Here is a 22985-nt window from a genome sequence, read left to right on the forward strand (position 1 = left end):
ACTCGCCCGGGGGTGCGTGAGTCCCGGGATCGAGGGAGGGACCCTGGTGATCGGCCCGTGGTGCGATCCGTGCACCGGCGACCGGAGCGACGGGGTCCTGCGCCTGTGCACCGACCCGGGCTCCCGCGTCGGAGCGGCGCAGGCGTACTGCCACGGTGCGCGCGCGGCACCGGCGCACTCGCCGACACCCCTGCCGCCGTGCGCTGAACCCACCCTCGGCCTGAGCCCGTTGATGCCCGACCGCCCCCGCTACCCCGTCTCGCCGCGGCGGGGCAGGCGGGCGGCGGCGAGGGCGCCGAGGGCTCCGGCGAGGAGGCCCCAGCCGGCGGCGAGGGGGACCAGGATCCACAGGCGCGGGTCGAGGGTGAGGGTGCCGCCGGCGAGGGCGGCGGCGGGGCCGGCCGGGCCGACGGCGGGGCCGAGGACGGAGCTCAGCAGGTCGCCCAGGCCGCCCTCGCCGAGGCCGACGCCGAGGACCGAGAGACCGTAGTCGGCGGAGACCCTGGTCCAGACGCCGACCAGCAGCATGGTGACGGCGGCGGCCGCCGCCAGCCGCACGGCGTGCTGCCAGGGGCGGACGCCGCGCGGTGAGCGGTGGGCGGCGAGCACCCCGGCGGCGAGCATCAGGACGGCGGCCAGCGGGAGCAGCCACCAGGCCCGGGCGTCCTGTTCGGCGAGCGTGCCGAGGCTCACCGTGCCGTCCTGCCCCTCGCCGGTGCGCAGCACGGCGGCCAGCGGTTTGGGCACCGGAAGGCCGATCGCCCCCACCAGGTGGCCGTGCCACTCACCGCCGAGGCCGACGCCGAAGGCCAGCCAGACCAGGTTGGGCAGGGCGAGCAGCGCGACGGCCGCGACCTGCCGGGCCTGGCCGTGCACGAGGGCGGTGCCGATCGCGGCCACCACGCCCAGCAGCACATAGCCGAGCAGCACCACCAGCATCGCGAACGCGGCCGGGCGGACGGCCTGCTGGAAGGGCACCAGGGAGCGCGGCAGCGGCGCCCGGCGGGAGACGGCGAAGGTCGCGGCGAGCACCACCAGCAGCCAGAGCAGCCCGAGTCCGAGGGTGGTGGCGGGCTCCGCGTGGAAGCCCACCTCCGGGGTGAGCCCGAGGGCGCCGCCGAGCTGTTCGGCGAGGCCGTCGCCGAGCGGCACCGTGAAGGTGCGCCGGGCGGCGGCGCAGAGCAGGGCGAGCGCGGCCAGCCAGACGACCGCCGTCCGGGCGGCGCGGCCGAGCAGTTCGCGGCCGCCGGCCACCGCGCGGTGGCGCAGTTGCCGCAGGAACACCTCGGCCACGGCCAGCGCGCCGGCGAGGCCGACGGAGAGCGGCATCGCGGTGATCCCTGCGTCGACGGAGGCGAAGAAGCCGGCGCCGCCGTCGAGGTCGACCGACCCGCCGACGGCGAGCGCGAGGGTGGCGGCGAGCACGGACGGGAAGCCGCCGCCGGGCAGGTTGTCGGCGCCGGCCGCCCAGAGGCCGAGCGCGGCCACGGCCGCCATCGCGGCGAGGCCGGCCAGGACGACCGCCACCGCGTCCAGCCAGCCGCGCAGGGCGCCGGGCGGTCCGGCCGTCGTACTGCCGGCCGGCCGGCTCGGACGGGCCTGCTGCTGCATGCGGGCCTCCTGTCGGGGTCGGTGTCCCCCGCGCGGCCGCTGACGGCCCCCGCCCCCGGCGCCTGGCACCAGGGTGACCCAGGACGGGCCGGTCCGCCCGGGCAGCACGGCCCCGCCGCGCGGCGGGAGGCGCGCCGATGCCGAGAGCCGGGCCCCTCCTGCCCGATGGCGGGCAGGAGGGCGAGCGACAAGCGGCCGAGGAGCGCCGGAGGGTGGGGCACCTCCGGGTCGTCAGGCCGGGGGCGAGCGTCGGCATCGGACCGGAGCGCCCGCCGCCGCGTGGCGGGGCTCCGAGGGCCGCGACCCGCCACGCGGCGGCGGGTGCTGCTGTTGCGACCGGCCGGGACCGGGGGCAGAAATGGATTCCAGTGGCAGGAGCGTCCTGCGCCGGCCGGGTGGACCGGCCGTCCGGGTGGACCGCCGTCCGCGGATCGGCGCCCTCGATCGGAGCCCTCGATGAGTTCCCAACCGCCTTCCTCCGGGCCCCCGCTCGGCCCGCCCTCAGGGCCGCCGTCCGGGCCGCTCTCGGGTCCGCCGTCCGGCGGCGGCCGCCCCGGTCCGCCCGGTCCGCCCGGACCGCCGTTCGGCCCGCCCTCGGGCGGTGGCGGTGGGGCGCCCGGGGCCGGCGGGCCCCCCGGGGAGCCGCCGAAGCCCTGGTGGCGCGACCGCCGGAAGGCCGCGCTGCTGATCATCCTGGCCCTGCTGGCGGCGGGGGCGACCGTGGTGATCGTCAACGCCGGCGGAGGCGGCGGTGGCGGAAGCGTGCACGAGGAGGCCATTCCCACCGCCAACGAGGTCGCGCTGCAGACTCCGCAGGACCCGGGCCCGGCGCCGTTCACCCAGTCGGTGGAGACCCAGGCCATGCAGGCCCCGGCCACCACCCCGGCCCCGACCGCGGCCCAGACCGCGCCCCACACCCCGGCCCAGACCCCGGCCCACACCCCGCCGCACACCGGGCCCGCGGCCACCGCGCCCGGCACCGCCACCGCGACCGCCGCCCTCCACACCGTCGAGGGCACGTCCGCGGGCGTGTACGGCGGGACGATGAACAAGCCGAGCTGCGACGTCGAGCGGCTGGTCTCGATGACCTCGACCGGGGACACCGGCCGGGCGTGGGCGTCGGCGGAGGGCATGGAGCAGTCCGCCCTCCCGGGCTATCTGCGCTCGCTCACCTCGGCCTACCTGCGGGTGGACACCCGGGTCACCTCGCACGGCTACAAGGACGGCACGGCCGTCGCCTACCAGGCCGTGCTGCAGGCCGGCACCGCGGTGCTGGTGGATGCGCAGGGCGTGCCGCGGGTGCGGTGCGGCTGTGGCAACCCGCTGAAGCCGCCGACGCTGGTCAGCGACGCCAAGTACACCGGCAAGCCGTGGACGGGCTTCCAGCCGAGCACGGTGGTCGTCGTGGCGCCCGCGCCGAAACCGGCGGCCGAGATCGTGCTGGTGGACGTCACGACCGGCGGTTGGTACACCCGGGCGACGGGGAAGGCCCAGGTCGTCGACAAGCCGGCGCCGGCACCGCGCGGCCCGCTGGCGCCCGGTGTCCCGCCTCCCGTGATCTGGAAGCCGGTCTCGCCGACGGCGTCCGCGCCGGGCTCGGCCCACCCCTCGTCCTGGTCCCCCACCGCGGGCACCACGACGTCCTCGGGGTCGCCGTACGGCCCGACCCCCAGCGGCTCGTCGAGTCCGTACAGCGAGTCGGCGACGCCCACCACACCGGGGCCCTCCACACCGGGGCCGACCACGCCGGGCACCACGGCCCCCGCCACCACCCCGCCGCCCTCCCCCACTCCGACCACCAAGGCGCCCACCACCCCGACGCCGACCGCGAAGACCCCGACCGCCACCGCCACGCCCACGACCGCGAAGCCGACGGTGAACGTGACCAGCACCCCGGCCGCCACGGCGACGACCGCCAAGACGGCCACCAGCACGACCACCGCGGCCGGTCCGGCCACCGCGACCACCACCTCCGTCGAGGAACCCGCGACGGCCACCGGAACCACCGGATGAGCCGATCCGACCACTGGGAGGACCCATGCTCCGCTCTCGCCCCAAGCGTTCGGCCGCCCTCGGTGCGGCCGTCGCCCTCACCGCCGCGCTGACGGCGTTCGCCGGCGCCGCGCCGGCCCAGGCCGCCGTCTCGCCGACCGTCTCACCGGCGGCGCGGTTCGGGCACGTCCCGCCCGACAGTGACTACCAGTGCGCCCCCGGCAACCTCTGCGCCCTGGTCTGGGACCCCACCACCGCCGACTACAAGATCTTCTACCTGTACGACTGCGCCCGGTACAGCCTCAGCGGCTGGAACGGCCAGGGCTTCTACGCCGACAACCAGACCGGCGGCGTGCGGTCGTACTTCTACGGCGCGAACGGCGGCGTGCTGAAGTCCTTCACGCCCGACGGAGGCGCCAACCACACCCAGGACTGGACACCCGTCTGGTCGATCCGGAACTGCTGACACCCCCGCCCCTCCTCCCGCGCGCCCCGTCCACCGCCCCGGTGGACGGGGCGCCGCGCACGGTCGGGGCGACGGTCAGGGCAGCAGGACCTCGGTGTCGTCCGGCCCGAGCACCCGGCCGTCGGACGCCCTGACCTCCACCCGGGCGACCGGCGCGCCGGCGGCCCGGTCGACCAGGCGGGCGCGCGGCTCGTCGCCCGTGAAGAAGTACTGTTCACCCCACTGGCGCAGCGCGGTGACGACGGGAAAGAGCGCCCGCCCCTTCTCGGTGAGCCGGTACTCCTGGTACGGGCTGCCGTCGGCGGCCGGGGTGAGTTCGAAGACGCCGTTGGCGACCAGGTTGGCGAGGCGGGCGGAAAGGATGTTCTTCGCCAGGCCGAGGTTCTTCTGGAACTGCCCGAACCGGCGCAGCCCGTCGAAGGCGTCACGGACGATCAGCAGCGTCCAGCCGTCGCCGAGCACGTCCAGCGGCCGGGCGACCGGGCAGGCCGACTCCTCGTGCGAGGTGCGTTTCGGCACGCGCCCCTCTCCTCTCACCTGCGGTCCCGCGCTCCGGCGGGAGCGGGTTTCACCTTGCAACCCTACCGCTCCGGCCTTCCAGGACTCGTGGTTGCTTTATAAAACCTCGCCGTGCGAGGGTAACGCGGTAGCACTTTGCAACCACGCTGCCCCGAAGGAGTCCCTCCGCCGTGCCCACCCCCGTGGTCCCGCCCGCCCGCACCAGCGGCACCGCCCCCGCGGGCGCCCGCCGGCTCTCGCCCGCCATCGCCTGGCTGTTCTCCGTGGCCGGCGGCCTGGCCGTCGCCAACGTCTACTACGCCCAACCCCTGCTCGACCTCATCGCCGACGACCTCGGCATCGGCCGTGCCACGGTCGGCCTGGTCGGCACCCTCACCCAGACCGGCTACGCCGTCGGCCTGGTGCTGCTGGTCCCGTTCGGCGACCACCTCGACCGGCGGCTGCTGATCACCGCCCAACTCGGGCTCTCCGTCGTGGCGCTCGCCGCCGTGGCCGTCGCCCCCTCGGCGCTGCTGATGCTGCTCGCCATGGCGGCGGTCGGCGTGCTCGCCGTGGTGGCCCAGGTGATGGTCGCCCACGCGGCCTCGCTCGCCGACCCCACCGACCGGGGCCGCGTCGTCGGCACCGTCACCAGCGGCATCGTGATCGGCATCCTGCTCGCCCGCACCGTCGCCGGAAGCATCGGCGACCTGGCCGGCTGGCGCGCCGTCTACGTCGTCTCCGCCGTCGCCACCGGAGCGACGGCCGTCGTGCTCGCCTCGGTCGTCCCGGCCGAGACCCGCCGCCGGACGGAACGGATCCACTACCCGCGGCTGGTCGGCTCGGTGTTCACGCTGTTCGCCGAGGAACCCGTGCTCCGGGTCCGCGCCGGGCTCGCGCTGCTCGTCTTCACCGCCGTCACCGTGCTGCTCACCCCGATGGTGCTACCGCTCGCCGCCCCGCCGTTCCACCTCAGCCACACCGAGATCGGGCTCTTCGGCCTGGCCGGGGCCGCCGGGGCGCTCGGCGCCGGGCACGCCGGGCGGCAGGCCGACCGGGGGCGGGCGCGGCGCACCCTGGGGATCGGGCTCACCGCGATGCTGGTCTCCTGGCCGCTCGCCGCGCTGCTGCCGCACTCGGTGTGGTGGCTGGTGCTCGCCATGGTGGTGATCGACTACGGCCTGCAGTCGGTACACGTGGTCAACCAGCACCTGCTCTACCAGGTCCGCCCCGAGGCACGGAGCCGGCTGACGGCCGGGTACATGCTGTTCTACTCGATCGGCAGCGCGCTGGGCGCGATCGTCTCCACCGTGGTGTACGAGCACGGCGGCTGGACGGCGGTCTGCCGGCTGGGCGGCGGCGTCAGCCTGCTCGCGCTCGCCTTCTGGTGGGCCACCGAGCGCGGTGCCGGCGAGCGCGGTGCGGGCGGACGCGCCGTCAGCCGATGACCGCCAGCTCCGCGACCACCGCGCGGTGGTCGGTGCCGCGCACCGTGTGCTCGGCGACCGACACCGCGCGCAGCGCCTCCCCGTGCAGCACATGGTCGATCTGGATCACCGGCCGGAGCCCGGGGAAGTCCGCGTTGGACTCCGGCCAGGTCGGCGCGAGGCCGCGCCCGAGCTCGGCGTGGGCGTCGGTGAGGCCGGTGTCCAGCAGCGCGCGCATCGGCGCGTGGTCGAGCGTCGCGTTGAAGTCCCCCAGCAGCACGGCGTCGCGGGTCGCGCCGTCCACCGCCGCCCGGAGCTCGACGAAGTCCTCCGCCCAGCGGCCGGCGTCGCCCATCGGGTAGTAGGTGTGCACGGCCGTCAGCCGGACGGTGCGCGCGCCGACCGCCACCTCGGCCGCGATCTGCTCCCGGGCCGCCTCCGGCGCCGAACCGTCCAGCGGGGTCAGCGGCAACCGGGAGTAGATCGCGGTGTCCCGGCCCGGTCGCGCCTCCCGGTAGGGCAGCACCTCGGCGATCCCCGCCCGGTCCAGCCGGTCGGCGGCCCCCGGCCCGAACTCCTCCATCGCCAGCACGTCGACCCGCTGCTCACGCACCAGCCCGACGAGTGCGGCCGCGTCGACCTGGCCCAGATAGGCGTTGCTGGTCGCGACCCGCAGCCGCGGCGCGGCCGCCGGAGGCTCGCCACCGCCCTCCGGCACCACCCTCGGCACCAGCCAGAAGAGTTGCACCGCCACCAGCACACCGGCCAGCCCCGCAGGCCACCACGAGCGCAGCGCCAGCAGCACTCCGAGCGCGAGCACGCTCGCGAGCGCCGCGTACGGCAGCCCGACCACGACGAGCGCGAGCGACGTCCCGTCGTCCCACCCGCCGAGGCGGACCACCACCAGCCCCGCCGACCCGCCGAGCACGGCCCAGCAGACCCCCACCAACACCCGCCGCACCCACACCCACCAGCCCGCCCGGCCCACCCGCTCCCCCGTCCGTCACTCCGGCACCACGCTTCCGCCGGAAGACGCCCGCTCCGCGGAAACGGTTCCGCCCACCGGGCCTTCCCCTCAGTCCACGCAGGGGATGCCGCCGGCCTTGACCGCGGGGCCCTGCATCGGAAGGTCCGGGGTCGGCTCGTCGGTCGGCGTGGCCGTGGTGGCGGCGGCGGACGGGGTGGACGGGGTGGGGGTGCGGGCGGCGGCGAGGGTGATCAGGACGTGGCCGGCCGGGACCGTGGTGGAGGGGGTGGCCGTGACGCCGTAGCGGGCGGCGAGCTGTTCCGCGTCGGCCTTCGCGCCCGTGCCGTAGGCGACCGTCGTCACCCGTACCCGCGCGGCGGCCGCCGTCCCGGTCGCCTTGCCCGCCGGGTAGCCGAGTCCGGCGAGCGCCTTCGACTCGGCGGCGGCCGCCTCCGCGCTCGCGCCGTGGACGTCCACGACGGAGCGCGCCGCGGACGGGGTGGCCGACGGCGCGGCGGAGGTCGGCTCCGCGGGCTCGGGCGCGGGTGCGTCGGTCGCGGCCGGCGGCGGGGGCTCGTGCCCGAAGAGCTGCTTGACGATGCGCTTGATCTGGTCCGGGTCGACGGTGTTGACCTCCTGGCCGCCGATGTTCTTGAACCCGGTGATCGGCAGCGTGTTGAACTCGACGTTGCCGCCGGTCAGGTTGGGCGCCTGCTGGGCGAAGTCCAGGACGTTCCAGCGGTCGTCGATGACCACGTCCTTCTTCACCACGTCGAACAGCCGCTGGAGCTGCCCCAGGTCGTTGACCACGCCCTGTTGCTTCAGCTTGTAGACGACCGAGGAGATGAAGGCCTGCTGCCGGTGGGTCCGGTCCAGATCGCCGTTCTTCAGGTGGTGGCGCTGGCGGACGAAGGACAGCGCCTGCCGGGCGTCGAGCGAGCTGACGCCCGCCGGGAGCTTGAGCCCGGTGCCGCCGCCCTCGTGGTTGGCCGTCCGGGCCACGATCGGGTCGTCGACCGGGTTGTTGAGGCAGACCTGGATCGGTTCGACGGCCTTGGCGATGTCGTAGAAGCCGATCAGGTTCACCTCGGCGAAGTGGTCGATGGGGATGTCCAGGAACGCCTGCACGGTCTGGAGGGTCGCGGACCGGCCGGCCTCGCGGCTCTGCCGTTCCAGCTCGGCCTTGGAGAGCCCCTTGCCGCCCAGCTTCTGCTCGGCGGCCTCCTTGGCGATCCCGTACGCCTCCTTGATCTTGTGCATCTTCCCGTCCGCGCCGACGGTCTGCACGTAGTCGTCGCGCGGGACGGACAGCGCCGTCACCCTGCCGCCGTTGGCCGGTATGTGCAGGACGATCAGCGCGTTGGTGTTGTAGCCGCCGATCTCGCTGGAGCCGGCGTGCAGTTCCTCCTCCACGAACTCCTTGGGGAGGTCGTTGCCGTCCATGTCCTTGCGGCTGTCGAGGCCGATCAGCAGCAGGTTGACGGACTTGTCGAGGTGCGGCGGCGCGTTCTTCCGGGCCTCGGTGAGGGCGGCCGACTTGACCATGCCGCCGTCGAGTTGCCGGTACTCGTACCAGGTGAAGCCGCTCGCGCCGAGGACGGCCAGCGAGACGGTGCCGGCGAGGGCGCGGCCGGCCACGGTCAGCGGCCTGGTACGGGGCTCAGCCACGGTGGCTCCTCCGGTCGGGGGTCGGGGTCTCGGGGGTGGGCGTCCCGCCGGCCGTGGTGCCGGCGGGCCGGCGCCGGTCGGTCGCCCGGCGGTCGGTCGCATGCCGGTCGGTCGCATGCCGGTGGTCCACGGGCCGGTCGGTCGCCCGGCGCTCGTCCACCCGCCGGTCCGGGCGGGCCCGCCGGTCGAGGAGCACCCGCACCACGACGGCCAGCAGCGCGGCCGCCACCGCCGCCGCCATCACCGGGAACGCGCCGACCACCCAGCGCACCGCCGCCGAGGCGACCGCCTTGCCCTGCAGTCCGTCGCGGTCGGCGAGGAAGGCGGTGCCGGCCCGGGTCGCCAGGACGACGGGCGGCGCGCCGATGACGACCCACCAGCGCCCGGCCCGGCCGCAGAGCGCCGCCGCGGCGCCGGTACCGAGGACGGCGCCGGCCGCGAACAGCGGGCCGCCGCCGGGCCCGGTCAGTTCGCCGGCCACCGCACCGGCCACCGGAAGTCCGACCGCCGCCGCCAGCACCGGCAGCGCGCCGGCGGACCGCCGGGCCCCGGCGCGCTGCCCGGCTCGCCGACTCCGGTCCGCCCGGCGCCCGGTGGAGCGCCGCGGGGCCGGCACGGACGCCGCGTCGGAGCGCGGCCCCGCCTCCCGGTCCGAGGTTCTCGCTCGCCGCCCGGCCATGCCCCACACCCCTTCCGCACATCCGCCAGCCAACTTCTACAATGCTGTAGAGCAAGTCAGGAGCATACAAACCCGCCCCCGCAAAGTCATCCCGCCGGCCCCCGGCTCCCAGGAAAGGCCTGGTCAGCGGCGGTTAGGATGGGCGCGAACCGCGCCGCACGAACAGAAGGACCATCATGTTCGACAACCTCAAGAACCTCGCCGACAAGGCCACCGACCTCGCCCGCGAGCACAGCGGCGCCATCAGCCAGGGCCTGGACAAGGTCGCCGACGTCATCGACGACAAGACCGACGGCAAGTACAGCGGTCAGATCGACACCGCCGCCGACAAGGCCAAGGACTTCATCAACGGTCTCGACGAGTCCAAGTAGCAGCGGAGCGTGGGTTCCCCGTCCCGGCGCCCGGCCCGCCGTCCGGCCGGGTGCGGGGAACCGACGGCCCGCGAGGCCGGTCAGGCCGTGGAAGCCATCCGGTCCGCCCACCGCGAGCGCCAGGCGAGCGCGTCCGCGACCCCCTCGGCGATGGTCCGGCGCGGCGTCCAGCCGAGCAGCTCGCGCGCCGCCGTCACATCGCTGTAGCAGCCGAGCACGTCGCCGGGCCGCGGCTCGGCCTCCCGCACGTCCAGCGTCGCGCCGACCACCTGCTCGAAGGCGGTGACCAGCTCGCGGACGGTGGTTCCGTCGCCGGTCCCGATGTTGACGACCCGGTAGCGCTCCTCGGCCCCGGGCCGGACCACCTCGTCGAACCGGACCAGCGCGGCGACATGGGCCTCGGCGACGTCCTGGACGTGGATGTAGTCGCGGATGCCCGAGCCGTCCCGGGTCTCCCAGGCGACCCCGGTGATGGTGAACGGCGTGCCGTTGGCGTGCGCCTCGATCAACTTGCCCAGCGCGTGGCTCGGGTGGAGGTCCTGCAAGCCGGTGCGCAGCTGCGGATCGGCGCCGATCGGATTGAAGTACCGCAGCGCGATGACCCGGGTCAGATCGGCCCCGTCGCCGCGCGTCCAGTCCTGGAGCACCTGCTCCATCATCTGCTTGGTGCGCGCGTACGGGCTGTTCGCCTCGACCGGGCAGGACTCGTCGACGCGGCCGGTCGGGGTGGGCCGGTAGATCGAGGCCGAACTGCTGAAGACCACCCGGGTGCAGCCGTTGCGCTGGAGCGACTCCAGCAGGTCGACGGTCTTGCCGACGTTCTCGCGGTAGTAGAACAGCGGCCGGGCGACCGACTCGGGGACGACGATCCGCGCGGCGCAGTGCAGGGCCGCGTCGATGTCGGGGTGCTCGGCGAAGATCCGGTCGACCAGCTCCGGATCCGCGATGTCGCCCCGGTAGAAGAGCCGGCCCTCGACGAACTCGGCCCGCCCCTTGGAGAGGTCGTCCAGGATGACCGGGGTGATGCCCGCGTCCAGCAGGGCCGACGCCACGGTGCTCCCGATGAAGCCCGCACCGCCCGTGATCAGGACCTTGCGCATGACCGGACGCTCCTTTCCCTCGCGCGGGCGCCCGATGGCACCCGTCGCAGGAGGGGGACGCCGGTTCGCATCCGATGGTTCTCCCGGACGCCGAACTCCTGCCCGCCCGAGGGGTCGGCCCCGCGTTCGGCACCCGCGCGGAGACTCGACGGCGGCGCCGGTGGCGCGCGGCGGGCGCGCAAGCCCCGATGGGGGCGCGCGCCGACGTGGCGGGGGCGCGCGGCGGGCGATGCAGCTACCGAGCGCGGGGCGGACAATCCGCGGCAGCGCCGGGAACGGGCGCGGGAAGACGGGCACCGCGCACAGAGCGGCGCCGGGGAGCGTACTCGGGGGGTGTACGCTCCCCGGCAGGGGGTGGTGGCGGCCACCGCACCGGTAGTCCGGGGGTCCGGAAACCGGTTGCCGTGACCGGAATGCTAGACCTGCGCGCAGGTCGTGACCAGAGCTCTGACCAGCTAATTTCCCGTCCAGGACATGCCACTTGACCCCCAGGAACCGCTCCGGCCCCGCCCGGCCCGACGGTCCGTCGACCATCGGGCGGGTGTCCGTCCGGCCCGCACCGCGCGGCGGACCGACGAGGCGTCACGAGCGCCCGGCCGCCCCCGGCACACCTCCCCACGCGCCCTCGCGCGCCCAGGTGCCCCCCGGGCCCGGCGCGCACCGACCGGCCGGATCCGGGCGGTCGACGGCGGCGCCGTCCGCCGCGCCCGGTTCGGCCGGCGTGCCCCGCTCGGCCGGCGTGCGCTCAGGCCGCGACGTCGAGCCGCTGGACCGCGAGCCGGGGAGCGCCGTGCCGGTGCAGGCCGGCCAGTCCCGCGGCGAGCCGCCGGGGGTCCCCGGTCAGCCAGAACCGCAGAGCGGCGGCCAGGGCCGCGCTCGCCGGGCCGATCCGCAGCCCGCTGACGGCGGCGATCCGCTCGCCGACCAGCGGGAGCAGGTCGGCGACCGGCGCCGGCAGCCAGAGCGTCACCGCGCACGGGGCGGGCCCGCCCAGCACGCGCAGCAGCCGGGACACCCCCGGGTCGCCGGGGACGACGGGCAGCGCGGGCTCCACCGGCAGCACCCGGCCGACGGGCGGAGCCTCGGCGACCGGCAGGGCGCCACCACCGGGCAGGGCCGCGGCGACCGGCAGGACCGCGCCGACGGGCAGCGCGGGCAGGACGTGCAGGCAGGGGATGACGTCCAGCAGACCGTCCACGACCACGTCCGACACATCGGTGCCGTGGCCGCGCGCGAGTTCGCGCAGCAGGGCCCGCTCGGCAGCCGTGATTCTGACGGTCAGCATGACTTCTTCGCAGTCCATGGTCCCAGTTCCCGTCCAGAGCGTGGTGGTGTGCTCGTCCGTTGTCGGTCGTGTACCGGTCAGCCCGTGCCGATCACTACCTGCCCGTCAGTGGGCCCCCGCTATCGGCGTGATCAAGCCATAGTGGCCGTCGTAGCGGCGGTAGAGCACCCGGCCGCGACCGTCGGCGGGATCGGTGTGGAAGACGAACGGCCAGCAGGTGAGCCAGAGTTGGCGAGCGGCCTCGGCCGGCTCCAGCCGGGGCGCCGGGTGCGGGCTCTCGACGAGCGGCAGCCCGGATCCGCCGAGCCGGACCGAGGAGTGCGCCCGGACCAGCCGGAACCCGCCGTCGCCGGGCCTGCGGTGGACCAGGCTGTCCTGTCCGGTCAGCGCGTCCGAGAAGAGGTGGAAGCGGTAGTCCAGCGCCAGCATCTCGCGCACCGCCTGCTCGGGCGTGCGGCGGGCCAGCGGCACGGACTTGCGCCGGACGATCCGCCGTTCGGCCGGCGGGCGCGGCGTGTACTGGGGCCGGTAGGAGCTCTCGAACGCCGAGGCGAGCCCTATGTCGCCCAGCTCGCGCAGTCGCACCGCGCGCCCCTCCAGCGTGCCGAGCGCCAGGTCGACCGCCTCGCGCACCGTCACGGTGGCCAGTTCCACCCGCACCCGCCCGGCACCCTCCAGCTCCACGGAGGCCTGCGCGACGGCGGGCCTGGTGACCGAGCGGTCGCGCGGCCGGGTGAGCCGCAGCCGCGCGGCGTGCGCGTCCGGCCCGAGGTCCGTGATCAGCGCCAGCGACCGGGTCCGGGCGTACTCGGCGTCCTCGCGGGGCAGTTCGCCCCGGATCTCCACCCGGAGGTCGAGGGCTGGCCGGTGGCGCAGACTGGTCATCAGAGGGTCCTCCTTGGTTCTGCACCATGCTGGACCTGCCCGCACCGTCCCGCCGAGGGCCGAAAGGCCCTGCCTGCCAGGCAGGACGGCCCCGGTGGGCACCCGTGCCGGCGGCTCCGCGGGGCGGCGCGGCCGGTGTCCGCCGGAGCGCCCTCATCGGGACACGCCGCACACAGCTTGAGGACACTCCACCGATGGAGTGATCCATCCGGGTACGGCGCAACGCTCACGCGACCGGCGCGTTTCCCATGGCGTGCGCCCTCTGTCCAGGGCGCGCGCGGGGGTCTGCATCGACAGGCCTCCGGATCCCGGCTGTCGCGGCGGCGGCTCCGGCGGTACCGCGGTGCCGGGCCGGTCGACCGGTCCGGCACCGGCCGGTCTCGCCGGACCGTCCCACCGGTCCGTCCCCCCGGTCCATCTGGTGAGAGGTGATGTCATGATCCTGACGAACGAGACCCACAGACCGTCCGCCCCGCCCAGAACCGCCCCGGCGGAGAGCAGCCCGGCCCTCCCCCCGTTCGCCCCCGGCGCCGTGCCCGGCCTCGGCCACGCCCCGGCCCTGCTGCGCGACCCGCTCGGCTTCCTCGGCTCGCTCTCCCGACACGGCGAAGTGGTCCGGATCCGGCTCGGACCGCGCACGGTCTGCGTGGTCACCGACGCGGGGCTGGTCCACACCCTGCTGGTGGCGCTCGCCCACGACTGCCCGCGCGGCGCCGTCCAGGACACCCTCAAGACCGCCTTCGGGGACGGCCTGCTGATGTCCGAGGGCCGCGCCCACCGCGACCGCCGGCGGATCATCCAGCCCTCGTTCGGCCCGGACCGGATGGCGGAGTACCTCGCCGTCATGCACCGGGTCACCGAGGAGCGGGCCGATCGCTGGCGTCCCGGCCAGATCCTCGACGTGGCCAAGGAGATGAACCACCTCGCGCTGGAGATCGTCACCCGCGCGCTGTTCGACGCCCGGCTGAGCGAGGACGCCACGGTCGCCTTCCACCGCGCCCTGCCGGACATGGTGAAGGGCCAGATCGTCCAGTCGCTCTACCCGCACCGGGCCTTCGCCCGGCTGCCGCTGCCGGTCAACCGGCGCTTCGACGCGGCGGTCCGGGTGCTCAACCAGGTCGTCGACGAGGCGGTCAACGGCACCGCGCCCGGCACCGCGCCCGACGGCCCGTTCGGCGCCGCGCCGGCCGGCGGGTGCCCGGTGACCGGCGACCGGCGCGGCGCCACCCTGCCCGCGCTGCTGCGCGCCGCCGTCGACCCCGCCACCGGACGCCCGCTCACCGAGGCGGACGTCCGTTCCGAGGCGATCACCATGTTCGGCGCCGGCACCGAGACCGTCTCCACCACGCTCACCTGGCTGATCGACGAGCTGGTCCGGCACCCCCGGGTCGAGGCACGCGTCCTGGCCGAGCTCGACGAGCACCTCCCGGCCGGCACCGTGCCCACCCCGGAGGCGCTCGCCCGCCTCACCTACACCCGGGCCGTCACCCAGGAGGTCGTCCGGCTGCACGCGCCGAACGCCTTCCTGATGCGCACCGCGCGCGTGCCGGTCGACCTGGGCCGGTACCGCATCCCGGCCGGCACCGAGCTGCTCTACAGCCTCACCGCGATCCACCGCGACCCCGCGCTGTACCCGGAGCCACTGCGCTTCCACCCCGGCCGCTGGCACGGCGCCGGTCAGGAGCAGGGCCCGGCGGGCGGCCCGGCGCAGGGCCCCGCCGGCGGCGGAGGCGTCGCCCGGCAGGCGTTCCTGCCGTTCGGCGCCGGCAAGCACAAGTGCATCGGCGAGGCCTTCGCCTGGGCCGAGCTGACCGTCGCGGCCGCCGCCATCCTGCGCCGCTGGCGCCCGACGGCCATCCCCGGGATCCGGGCCCGCGAGGTGGTGTGGACGACCGTCCAGGCGCAGGGCCTGCGGGTACGGCTCACCCCGCGCGGCGGTCGCGCCCCGCACGCCGTCGGCCCGCGCCGCACGCCGTCGGCGGGCCGCGACGACACACCGGGCCAGTGCCTCCCGATCATCCGCCCGCGCCAGTCCGACTCCGGTGCGCACGCGCCACGCGGACCGCGCGGGTCACGGCCGGGCGCCGTCTCCGGGTCTTCCGGGTCCTCAGGCGCCTACGGTTCCGCCGGGTCCGCCGCCGGCTCCTCCGGCTCGTCCGGCTCCTCCGGTCCGACCCGCTTCGCCGGCTCCGTCGTGCTCCCCGCCCAGTCCTCGCTCGCCACCCGCCGGTCCGCCGCCGCCGACGGCCCGCGCGCGAGCGCCCTGCGGACCGCGCCGCGCGCGGTCGCGCGCACCGCGTCACGCACCGGCGCGCCACGGACCGAATCCACCACCACCCGGACGATCACCGCCGACCCGGTCCGCACCGTGCGCCCGGCCGGCTGTCCGGGGCCGCTCACCACGATCGTCCCGGTCACCACCCTCGGACCGCTCACCACCGTCCGGCCGATCACCACCGTCCGGCAGCTCACCACCCTCCCCCGGCCGGCGCTGCCGGCCCGCACCGAGGCCGTGCTCGCCCCGGCCGCTCCCCCGGCCGCCCGGCGCGCGCCCGACGCGCTGCGCCCCCAGGGCGAACCGCGCGCTCCCGGCGAGCTGTGCGCCGCCACGGCCCGGCACAGCGACTGGGCCCTGGCCCACGGTCTGCTCGCCCCGGAGGACCTCGCCCGCTACCACACCTACGCCTTGCCCGAGCTGATCGGCCATTCGTATCCGCAGGCCCGCGGCAGCGAGCTGGACCTGCTGGTCGACATCCTCGGCTGGTTCACCATCCTCGACGACCGCTTCGACGGCCCACCCGGCCGCGACCCCGCCGAGGCGCGCGCCATCGTCGAACCGCTGCTCGCCGTCCTGGCCGGGCGGCCGGTCCCCGCGGGCACGTCCCAACCCCACCTGCTCGACGCCTGGCGGGAGCTCTGGCAGCGCCAGACCGCCCCCATGCCGCCGGGCTGGCGCCGGCGCGCCGCCGCCGAGTGGCGCTCCTGTCTGGAGACCTTCCTCGCCGAGACCGCCCACCGGGCCGCCCGGACCCAGCCCGACCTCGCCGAGACCGTGCGGCTGCGGCGCCATGCCAGCTGCCTCTACCCCTTCATGGACATACTGGAGCACGTCCACGGCGACGAGGCGCCGGCCGGCCTGCACGCCGACCCCGCCCTGCGCCGGCTGCGCGCGAACACGGCCGACGCCGCGACGCTGATCAACGACCTCTACTCGGCCGACCGCGAGGAACGCCAGAACGTCGCGGCCTTCAACACCGTGCTCACCCTGCAACGGATCCGCGGCTGCACCCGCAGCCGGGCCGCCCGCGCGGTCGGGGCCCGGATCGACCGGCTGACCGAGGAGAGCGAGACACTGCGCCACAGCCTGCTGCTCCGGCATCCCGCGGAGCGCTGGTACCTCGACGGCACCCGGGAACTGGTCGAGGGCGTCCACGCCTGGACCAGCACCAGCCCCCGGTACAGCGCGGAGGACGCCCCGCACTGATCCCGGTGTTACGGCCGTCGGACCGCGGCGGAACCGGTCCCGGCCGCTCCCCGGCCGGGACCGCTCGGGCTGCCCCGAGCCGGGGAGCGGCCGTCAGCCGGTCACTTCCGGCCGCCGAGGGCGAACAGCAGCAGCACGAACCCCGCGAACAGGTGGGTGGCGAAGATGTAGATGCCCGCCCGGACCAGCATGGCCTTGCGCCGCGCCTTCTCCTCCCGGGTGGCCTCGGCCTCCCGGCCGCGCTCACCGGTGCTCTCACTCATGGCCGGGGACTCCTTCGGTCGACGGGCCGGTCATCGGTTGCCCGTGCGCGTGGTGCCGGCACCGGCGCCGGCATCGGACCCCGGTGCCCGCAGCTCGGTGAGCAGCGCGCCCTGGTCGGTGATCAGCTCGGTCAGGATCCGCCGGGCGGCCCGCAGCAGCTCGGCGACGTCGGGCGTGCTCAGGGCGTAGACGACGGTGTTGCCCTCGCGGGTCGCGGTGACCAGCTGGGTGCGGCGCAGCACCGCGAGCTGCTGGGACAGGTTCGAGGGCTCGATCTCGATGGCGGCCAGCAGCTCGCGCACCGGGCGCGGACCGTCCTGGAGCAGCTCCAGGACCCGGATGCGCACCGGGTGTCCGAGCGTGCGGAAGAACTCCGCCTTCGCCTGGTACAGCGGGACCGGCATCGTCCGTCTCTCCCTGCGCGTCGCTGGATGGGCTCCCGATCGGCCTGCCCGGCCTGCTCGGCCGGTTCGGCCTGCCCGGCCGGTTCGGCCGTCGGCGGGAAGCATCATCCCTTGCAGATGAAGATTTCTTCAAGTCATCACGGTCGGCCGGCCTCGTGGACCCCGGGCCCGCGGGCGGGAAGCCGGACGGGCCCGGGGTGACTCGCACCCCGGGCCCGCCCGCCCCCGTCGATCCCTCAGGATCGCGTCATCAGCACGGCACCACGACGTCGACGGTCACCGGAACCGGCGACCACGGGAAGGTGGCGACGCTGAAGCTGCCGTGCACGGTGGAGCCGCACGGCACGGTCCCGCTGACACCGGGCACCTCCACGGTGCTGGCGGTGAAGCGGGTCTGGCCGCTGGCCGTCCCGAGCGAGGCGCCACCGACGACCTGGCCGGAGATGCTGGTGAGCAGGTCGACGGTCTGCGGCTCCGAGCCCGGGGTCGGCGGGCCGGCCAGGCTGATCCGGCCGAACAGCCTGACGCTGTCGCCGGTGACCTCGGCGCACAGCTGGGTCGACTTGCCGGCCTGCAGGCCGGACGCGCCACAGGTCACGGTGGTGCCGGTGGTGGTGGTCTGCGCCGCGTTCGCCTGGGCGGGCACGGCCAGCAGAGCCGCCGCTCCGGCGATCCCGGCAGCGGTCAGGGCGAGTCGGTTCATCCGCATGATCCCACTCCTCCTCTTTCTTCTCTTCGTTCTTCTCAGGGCATCTGCACTGCCACATGTGACATGTCACATGTGGCATGACGAAACTCTGACAGCTGGATCGGAGGCTGGAAAGGACCAAGATCCAAACAGTTGATGATCAGACTGGAAACTGTTCCTTGGATGGCGCGATCACGGCCTTGACCAGCGACGCCGCGCCCCGCTAGTCGCCGAGGGACAAGCGCTCCGCCCCCAGCGAGCGGGCGCTCTCGATCGCCATGTCCATGAACGCCAGCGCGTCGGACCGCCGGACGAACGGGTTCGGGTAGGACGAGCGCCCCCGCCCGCCGTCACGGATCCGCAGGCACTCGTCCACGATCCGGTGCCACCGCTCGTCGAACACCGCCCGGGCGTACTCGCCGGCCCCGCGCTTGGAGGCGATCCGCCCGGTGGCCAGCGTGTAGTGCAGCCGGCTCACCCCGAGCACCCCCCGGACCGGCCCCCACCCGTTCAGACAGGCGAGCCCCGCCCGCGATGCCAACCGCGACGAGCGCCGCCACCACGGGCGCCAGTACTCCTCCAGGTCGGCGACCGTCCAGGCGGCCAGCTCCGCCGGGTCCGTGTCGATCATCAGCTCCTGGGCCCGCGGCCCGCAGAGCGTGACCCCGTGCCGCGCCAGCGTGTGCCAGAGCACCGGCGTGCGGTCGGACCGCACCCGGTGCCGGACCGTCCCCCCGAACACGTGCGGCCCCGGGGCCGCCTGCGCCGGCGAGCCCGCCAGTTCGTGCCAGGTGAGATAGGGACCGTCGAACACAGGGCTCGGATAGCGGACCGCGAGCCGGGCGTGCGCGCGCTCCAGCCCGACGAGCTGCTCCGCCGTCACCGGATCCGCGGTCACGGCCACGAAGTCGATGTCGCTCCGCGCCGGATGGAAGTCGTCCAGGGCCGTCGAACCGACCGCGTACAGGCCCTCGACCAGCCCGGGCGCGGCGGCGTCGACCAGGGTCAGGTAGGCATCGGCGATCTCACGTACGAGAGGGTGCACAGTCACGGCGGAAAGCCTGCCATCCGGATGACCCTCCGTGTCCGCTCGTTTCCGCTACGGATCGGCGCGTGTTGGTCGCCCGTGCACCCTCTTCGCGCCACCCTCACCCCTTTTCGCGCCACCCCCGCGCCAGCCGCCCACCTCACCCCTCCCTGGGCACCCGCGCCAGCGCGGCCCTGATCGCGTCCGCCGGATCGGGGACGTGGGCGCCCATGGCGCGGAGCCAGTCGGCGACCTGGGTGAGGGAGAAGCCGGTGCGACCGGCGATGCGGATGAGCTGGTAGAGGCGCATCGGTTCGGCCGACGGCGCCGGCAGGTCCTCGGCGAGCCCGTCCGCCACCAGGAGGCGCACCGCGTCGGGGAAGCCGAGCCCGTCGGGCAGGTCCAGCGCGCTCATCCGGACCCCGTACGAAGCCAGCCGCACCGCGACCTCCTTCGGCTCCCGGCCCAGGTCCCGCGCCAGCAGCACGGCCACGGCGAACGGCACGACCTCGCCCGCGGTCCGGCCCCGCCACCAGCTCGTTTCCGCTTCGTCCTCCCGCCCCGAGGGGAGAAGCTCCCGGTCCAGCGCGTCGAAGCGCTCCGGGATCCGCAGACCGATCGGGATCCCCAGTTCCTCGAGCCGTTCGACGAGAGCCGAGAGGGAAGCACCCTCCTTGCACCCCCGGTCGAAGATCGAGTCATAGCTCGGGGAGGTTCCCGCAGTGAACCCGGCCCCGAAGGGTTCACCCACCAGGGCCGACAGCTCCGCCAACGTCATCCGGGACGGGATCGGCGCCACGGTGAAACCCATGGCGTCGTACCAGTCCGCGGCCCGCCCGTACGTCCAGCCGCGCTCCGCGCACACGGCGACGAGGTGCGGGAAGGGGACCGGCGTGCGCATGCTGAGCCAGCCCGGGAACTCCATGCTCCAGTCTCTGAGGAGATCGCTGCTGCCGACCTCCGCCGAGGCGGGCACCTCCCGGCTCTCGACCACCAGCCCCCAGGCCTCCAGACGCTCCCGCACCTCCGCCGACGGCAGCCCCGAGGCCTCCGCCACCGAGAGCAGATGACCGAGCGGGACAGTCTCCGTGGCGTCGAGGTACTCACCATCGAAGGTCCGCAGCAGCACGAGGTCGCCCCGTGCCGGGAAGCCCGGCGGCAGTTCGGGGACCGCGACCTCCAGTCCCAGCGCCCGGAGACGCTCGACCGCCTGCTGGAGGGCGAGACCCGTCTGGTCGCACATGATCAGCAGATCGTCGAGCCGGACGACGGAATCCTTCAACCGCCACGGCACCCGGTCCGACAGCAGCACCCTGGCCTCCCAGGAGCCGTGGTCGGTCTCCGCGAAACCCCGGGGATCCACCGAGGCACACCCCAGTCGCACCGCCCGCTCCGCGATCTCGCGAGGTGACCGGCCGGTCAGGTCGGCCACCTCCAACAGGAAGCCCGGCCAATCGCCAGGGCCGCGCCAGAAGTACCTGTCCCGGTAGCTGCGGGACAGCAGCAGATAGTCCGTGGGCAGAGCCGGCATCCCCGGGGCCGCACCGGCCAGCTCCGGGACCAGGACCGCCAACTGTTCCCTGAGCTTGCTCGGGCCGAGCGCAAGGAGGCGCCAGATCAGGATGTGGTCCGGGACCTCGTTCAGTTCGCCGAAGCGATGGTCCCACCAGTCCCGGTAATCCGCATACGAAACCCTGACCCCGAAGTGACGGCCCACCACGTAGTCGTCCGAAGGGAAGAATCCGGCCCGCGCCAGGTCATAGGGGACTCCCAGGACATCCAAGGACCAACCGAGCGCGGAGGCCCGCGCCACGACGACGTCCGCCACGCACGGGGCTTCCTCGGCCTGGCTGCTGACCCATTCCCAGGTCTCCGGTGAGTCGCCGTCCCATGGGAGGCTCGACACCGCCGCCGCCAGAAGCCGCTCGACGTCGGCGGAGACGTCACTGAGGACCTCCGCCCGGTCGATGGAGAGCTGCGACGGAGCATGCGGTCCGCTGAGATTCACCACCGCGCCGACCAGACCGCTGCCCGCGCTGCTCAGCACCCCGCGCCGGACACCCGGTCGCACCACGAGGCCGTCCACCAGGAGGGTGCCGCCCTCCTCGCACCAGATCACCCTGGCGCCCTCCGGCGCTCCCGGCCAGTCGCGGAGCCATCCGGCGGCGTGCAGGCCCGCCCGTCCCCCGTCGTCCCGAGCCCTCGCCCGCAGCACCCCCGGCTCCCAGGTCACGCTCCGCTGACCGTGCACGGCCGTCGTCGCGAACTCCGCGATGCCGAGCAGGCGTTGCAGTACGTCGACGCTCGACCAGACGCGGCCGTCGCCCAGGCCCTCCCTGAGGTACAGGCGGACGGTCGTTCCCGGTGCCCTGCCCCGCTTCTCCCGTTCCACGATCCGGAAGAGGTGGCCCGGGCCGCAGATCGCCGCTTCGACGACGGGGCCCGGGAGGCCGCCGCGGTCCATGCGGCAGCTGGTGACACGGATCTCGTCGGCGAGCATGAAGTAGCTGAACACGCCGATACCGAAACGGCTGTTGGGGTAGAGCTTCACCGGCGGGTCGAGCTTCTCCCACTCGGTGCGCTCCAGCAGGAACTCCGGCTGTTCGGCGAAACGCTCGCCCGCGTGCGAGAAGACGCCGGCGAGTTCGGCCTCGCCCATGCCGACGCCGTTGTCGCGGCACTCCAGGTAGGCGCGGCCGTCCTCGTCGACGCCCTGTTCGAGGACGAGGGCGCCCTCGAAGGGGTGCACGGGAACGCCCGTGCGCTCCAGGTGCTCGGTGCGGGCACGGCGGTAGCGGCAGGCGTCCAGGGCGTTCTGGTACAGCTCGCGAACGGCCAGGTCGCGGTCCTTGTAGAGCTGGTCGCCCATCAGCAGCTCGCGCACCCGCCGTTCGCCCAGGCGGAACCGGGCGGAGCCGACCACGGCGGCGTCGGCGAGCCGAAGGCCGTCGGCGGAGAGTCGTTCGGGCAGCCGGGGCATGGGGACGGTGATGCTGCGGGCGGTGGTGCGGCGAACGGCGTGCAGGAGGTCGTCGGCCCGGTCCGTGTACTCGCGCAGGGCCTCGACGACGGCCTCGTGCCGGCAGTCGGCGCGCAGGACGGGCAGGTGGCGCAGGTCGCCCCAGACCGCGTCGGTGACGGTGGCGCGCAGGTCCGCCGGGTCGACCGGGTCCGGGATGCCGACGTGTTCGACCACGATGTCGGGCAGTCCGGTGGGGTCGATCGTCAGACCGTGGGCGAGGGCGAGCAGGAGGACCAGCCGCTGTTCGCGGATCCGCTGGCGGCCCGGGCCGCGCAGCGCGTCGTCGACGGCGAGGGTGTCGAGGTACTCGCGGTTGCAGACGCCGGGACCGCGGCGCAGGCCGTGTACCAGCCGGGCCACCCGGTCGTGGCGCAGCGCGTCGGCCAACCCCTCGCAGCCCTCGGCGAGTCGCTCCAGCAGGGCGGGCTCGACGAGTTCGGCGCGGCCGGCCGTCCAGCGGTGGAACAGCCACCAGCCGATGGGGCGTTCGGCCGCGGGGCGGCGGCGGGCCCGGCCGGCCAGCAGGTCGTGCTCGGCCAGGTGCCGTTCGTAGTCGGCGCGTTCGGGGCCGCCGTCGCCGTGCCGGGGTGCGAGCAGGTCGGGGCCGACGGCGGTCAGCCGGGCGGCCAGGCGCAACCGGTGGACCTGGTCGATCAGCGGCACCAGGAGGAAGAGGCCCGCCTCCGCCGGGTGGAGGTCCAGGGGCTCGTCCCCGAGGAGCCATTCGACGCGTTCCAGGAACCGCTCCGCGAGTCCCGGGTCGTGCCAGGGATCCTCGGCCAGGGCCGGCGCCGCCTCGTCGCGCAGGACCGCCAGCCGGCGCGCGGCCTCGGCTGCCTCGGCCCTGCTGCGCTGCGGGGCGCGGTCGTCGGGGACGTGGTCCCACACCCTCGATTCGAGCACCGCCCGCACCCAGGGGTCGGCGGGGGGCGTCGGAGCGGTGCCGGGGTTCCCGGGGTCCCCGTGGTGGTGGACGGTGACCCGACCGCCCTGGATCACCACGCCGACCCTCGCGGCACCGGCCACGCTGTTCCAGGTACCGCCGGCCGCGTCCGCCCCGGTGTCCGTCCCCATGCCCCACCCGATCGTCGCCGTCACCAAGGGCGCCAGCCTACTGACCCGGCCCGCCCGCGCCCCGGGCCCGGCG

The 22985-nt window shown here is 75.1% G+C and carries 18 protein-coding genes; 5 read left to right on the forward strand and 13 right to left on the reverse strand.

The window, feature by feature from the left end; genetic code table 11:
• Nucleotides 1-249: 249 nt before the first annotated feature.
• Nucleotides 250-1611 (reverse strand): streptophobe family protein, encoded by a 1362-nt coding sequence (locus ABTX81_RS27400; RefSeq protein ID WP_350550615.1) that lies wholly within the window; start codon nt 1609-1611, stop codon nt 250-252.
• 456 nt (nt 1612-2067) lie between these two features.
• On the opposite strand from ABTX81_RS27400, the gene ABTX81_RS27405 reads away from it, so the two are divergent.
• Together ABTX81_RS27405 and ABTX81_RS27410 are read left to right on the forward strand one after the other, a co-directional pair.
• Nucleotides 2068-3624, forward strand: a complete 1557-nt coding sequence (locus ABTX81_RS27405; protein ID WP_350550618.1) for a DUF6777 domain-containing protein — start codon at nt 2068-2070, stop codon at nt 3622-3624.
• 25 nt (nt 3625-3649) lie between these two features.
• A complete protein-coding gene (locus ABTX81_RS27410; RefSeq protein WP_350550620.1) occupies nt 3650-4069 on the forward strand; it encodes a hypothetical protein in 420 nt (139 codons plus the stop codon).
• 75 nt (nt 4070-4144) lie between these two features.
• Here ABTX81_RS27410 and ABTX81_RS27415 read toward each other — a convergent pair whose 3' ends face one another.
• On the reverse strand, nt 4145-4588 hold the full coding sequence (locus ABTX81_RS27415) for a winged helix-turn-helix transcriptional regulator (RefSeq protein ID WP_350550623.1): 444 nt from the start codon (nt 4586-4588) through the stop codon (nt 4145-4147).
• Between the two features lie 170 nt (nt 4589-4758).
• Here ABTX81_RS27415 and ABTX81_RS27420 point away from each other — a divergent pair, with 170 nt between their 5' ends.
• Complete coding sequence (locus ABTX81_RS27420; RefSeq protein ID WP_350550626.1) at nt 4759-6015, forward strand: MFS transporter; 1257 nt, start codon at nt 4759-4761, stop codon at nt 6013-6015.
• Here the strand turns inward: ABTX81_RS27420 and ABTX81_RS27425 are convergent.
• The 3 genes from ABTX81_RS27425 to ABTX81_RS27435 all read right to left on the reverse strand — a co-directional run bounded on the left by ABTX81_RS27425 (nt 6005) and on the right by ABTX81_RS27435 (nt 9308).
• On the reverse strand, nt 6005-6946 hold the full coding sequence (locus ABTX81_RS27425; protein WP_350550628.1) for an endonuclease/exonuclease/phosphatase family protein: 942 nt from the start codon (nt 6944-6946) through the stop codon (nt 6005-6007). The two genes, ABTX81_RS27420 and ABTX81_RS27425, sit on opposite strands and share 11 nt — an antisense overlap.
• Nucleotides 6947-7069: 123 nt before the next feature.
• On the reverse strand, nt 7070-8629 hold the full coding sequence (locus ABTX81_RS27430; RefSeq protein ID WP_350550630.1) for an LCP family protein: 1560 nt from the start codon (nt 8627-8629) through the stop codon (nt 7070-7072).
• Nucleotides 8622-9308, reverse strand: a complete 687-nt coding sequence (locus ABTX81_RS27435) for a DUF6542 domain-containing protein (protein WP_350550632.1) — start codon at nt 9306-9308, stop codon at nt 8622-8624. Before ABTX81_RS27435 ends, ABTX81_RS27430 begins: the two co-directional genes overlap by 8 nt.
• A gap of 176 nt (nt 9309-9484) precedes the next feature.
• Here ABTX81_RS27435 and ABTX81_RS27440 point away from each other — a divergent pair, with 176 nt between their 5' ends.
• A complete protein-coding gene (locus tag ABTX81_RS27440) occupies nt 9485-9679 on the forward strand; it encodes an antitoxin (RefSeq protein ID WP_344325763.1) in 195 nt (64 codons plus the stop codon).
• A gap of 80 nt (nt 9680-9759) precedes the next feature.
• Here ABTX81_RS27440 and galE read toward each other — a convergent pair whose 3' ends face one another.
• The 3 genes from galE to ABTX81_RS27455 form a co-directional block, all read right to left on the reverse strand.
• Nucleotides 9760-10779 (reverse strand): UDP-glucose 4-epimerase GalE, encoded by a 1020-nt coding sequence (gene galE / locus ABTX81_RS27445; protein WP_350550634.1) that lies wholly within the window; start codon nt 10777-10779, stop codon nt 9760-9762.
• A gap of 745 nt (nt 10780-11524) precedes the next feature.
• Nucleotides 11525-12064 carry a hypothetical protein gene (locus ABTX81_RS27450; RefSeq protein ID WP_350550637.1) on the reverse strand — a complete coding sequence of 180 codons (540 nt, stop codon included), beginning with the start codon at nt 12062-12064 and terminating at the stop codon, nt 11525-11527.
• A 105-nt stretch (nt 12065-12169) separates the two neighbouring features.
• Nucleotides 12170-12949: a sigma 54 modulation/S30EA ribosomal C-terminal domain-containing protein gene (locus tag ABTX81_RS27455; protein ID WP_350550640.1), complete on the reverse strand. Its 780-nt coding sequence runs from the start codon at nt 12947-12949 to the stop codon at nt 12170-12172.
• A gap of 436 nt (nt 12950-13385) precedes the next feature.
• On the opposite strand from ABTX81_RS27455, the gene ABTX81_RS27460 reads away from it, so the two are divergent.
• Nucleotides 13386-16433 (forward strand): cytochrome P450, encoded by a 3048-nt coding sequence (locus ABTX81_RS27460; RefSeq protein WP_350550643.1) that lies wholly within the window; start codon nt 13386-13388, stop codon nt 16431-16433.
• Nucleotides 16434-16534: 101 nt separating this feature from the next.
• Here ABTX81_RS27460 and ABTX81_RS27465 read toward each other — a convergent pair whose 3' ends face one another.
• From ABTX81_RS27465 to ABTX81_RS27485, 5 genes are all read right to left on the reverse strand, one after another.
• Nucleotides 16535-16696, reverse strand: coding sequence for a DUF6126 family protein (locus ABTX81_RS27465; protein WP_350550646.1), 162 nt, complete (start codon nt 16694-16696; stop codon nt 16535-16537).
• Nucleotides 16697-16726: 30 nt separating this feature from the next.
• Nucleotides 16727-17101 (reverse strand): ArsR/SmtB family transcription factor, encoded by a 375-nt coding sequence (locus ABTX81_RS27470; protein ID WP_350550649.1) that lies wholly within the window; start codon nt 17099-17101, stop codon nt 16727-16729.
• Between the two features lie 250 nt (nt 17102-17351).
• Nucleotides 17352-17810, reverse strand: a complete 459-nt coding sequence (locus ABTX81_RS27475) for a hypothetical protein (RefSeq protein WP_350550652.1) — start codon at nt 17808-17810, stop codon at nt 17352-17354.
• A 202-nt stretch (nt 17811-18012) separates the two neighbouring features.
• Nucleotides 18013-18840 carry an aminoglycoside adenylyltransferase domain-containing protein gene (locus tag ABTX81_RS27480; protein ID WP_350550654.1) on the reverse strand — a complete coding sequence of 276 codons (828 nt, stop codon included), beginning with the start codon at nt 18838-18840 and terminating at the stop codon, nt 18013-18015.
• A gap of 136 nt (nt 18841-18976) precedes the next feature.
• Nucleotides 18977-22936 carry an HD domain-containing protein gene (locus ABTX81_RS27485; protein ID WP_350550656.1) on the reverse strand — a complete coding sequence of 1320 codons (3960 nt, stop codon included), beginning with the start codon at nt 22934-22936 and terminating at the stop codon, nt 18977-18979.
• Nucleotides 22937-22985 lie beyond the last annotated feature (49 nt).

This window comes from Kitasatospora sp. NPDC097605 (assembly GCF_040302725.1).
In the GTDB taxonomy this organism is placed as follows: Bacteria; Actinomycetota; Actinomycetes; order Streptomycetales; family Streptomycetaceae; genus Kitasatospora.

Excerpts from the sequence above, each read along its gene's own strand:
- ABTX81_RS27455 (WP_350550640.1), bottom strand. The coding sequence starts at position 12,949 with ATGACCAGTCTGCGCCACCGGCCAGCCCTCGACCTCCGGGTGGAGATC.
- ABTX81_RS27450 (WP_350550637.1), bottom strand. The coding sequence starts at position 12,064 with ATGCTGACCGTCAGAATCACGGCTGCCGAGCGGGCCCTGCTGCGCGAA.
- ABTX81_RS27440 (WP_344325763.1), top strand. The coding sequence starts at position 9,485 with ATGTTCGACAACCTCAAGAACCTCGCCGACAAGGCCACCGACCTCGCC.
- ABTX81_RS27475 (WP_350550652.1), bottom strand. The coding sequence starts at position 17,810 with ATGCGGATGAACCGACTCGCCCTGACCGCTGCCGGGATCGCCGGAGCG.
- ABTX81_RS27470 (WP_350550649.1), bottom strand. The coding sequence starts at position 17,101 with ATGCCGGTCCCGCTGTACCAGGCGAAGGCGGAGTTCTTCCGCACGCTC.
- ABTX81_RS27410 (WP_350550620.1), top strand. The coding sequence starts at position 3,650 with ATGCTCCGCTCTCGCCCCAAGCGTTCGGCCGCCCTCGGTGCGGCCGTC.
- ABTX81_RS27460 (WP_350550643.1), top strand. The coding sequence starts at position 13,386 with ATGATCCTGACGAACGAGACCCACAGACCGTCCGCCCCGCCCAGAACC.
- ABTX81_RS27465 (WP_350550646.1), bottom strand. The coding sequence starts at position 16,696 with ATGAGTGAGAGCACCGGTGAGCGCGGCCGGGAGGCCGAGGCCACCCGG.
- ABTX81_RS27435 (WP_350550632.1), bottom strand. The coding sequence starts at position 9,308 with ATGGCCGGGCGGCGAGCGAGAACCTCGGACCGGGAGGCGGGGCCGCGC.
- galE (WP_350550634.1), bottom strand. The coding sequence starts at position 10,779 with ATGCGCAAGGTCCTGATCACGGGCGGTGCGGGCTTCATCGGGAGCACC.
- ABTX81_RS27400 (WP_350550615.1), bottom strand. The coding sequence starts at position 1,611 with ATGCAGCAGCAGGCCCGTCCGAGCCGGCCGGCCGGCAGTACGACGGCC.
- ABTX81_RS27405 (WP_350550618.1), top strand. The coding sequence starts at position 2,068 with ATGAGTTCCCAACCGCCTTCCTCCGGGCCCCCGCTCGGCCCGCCCTCA.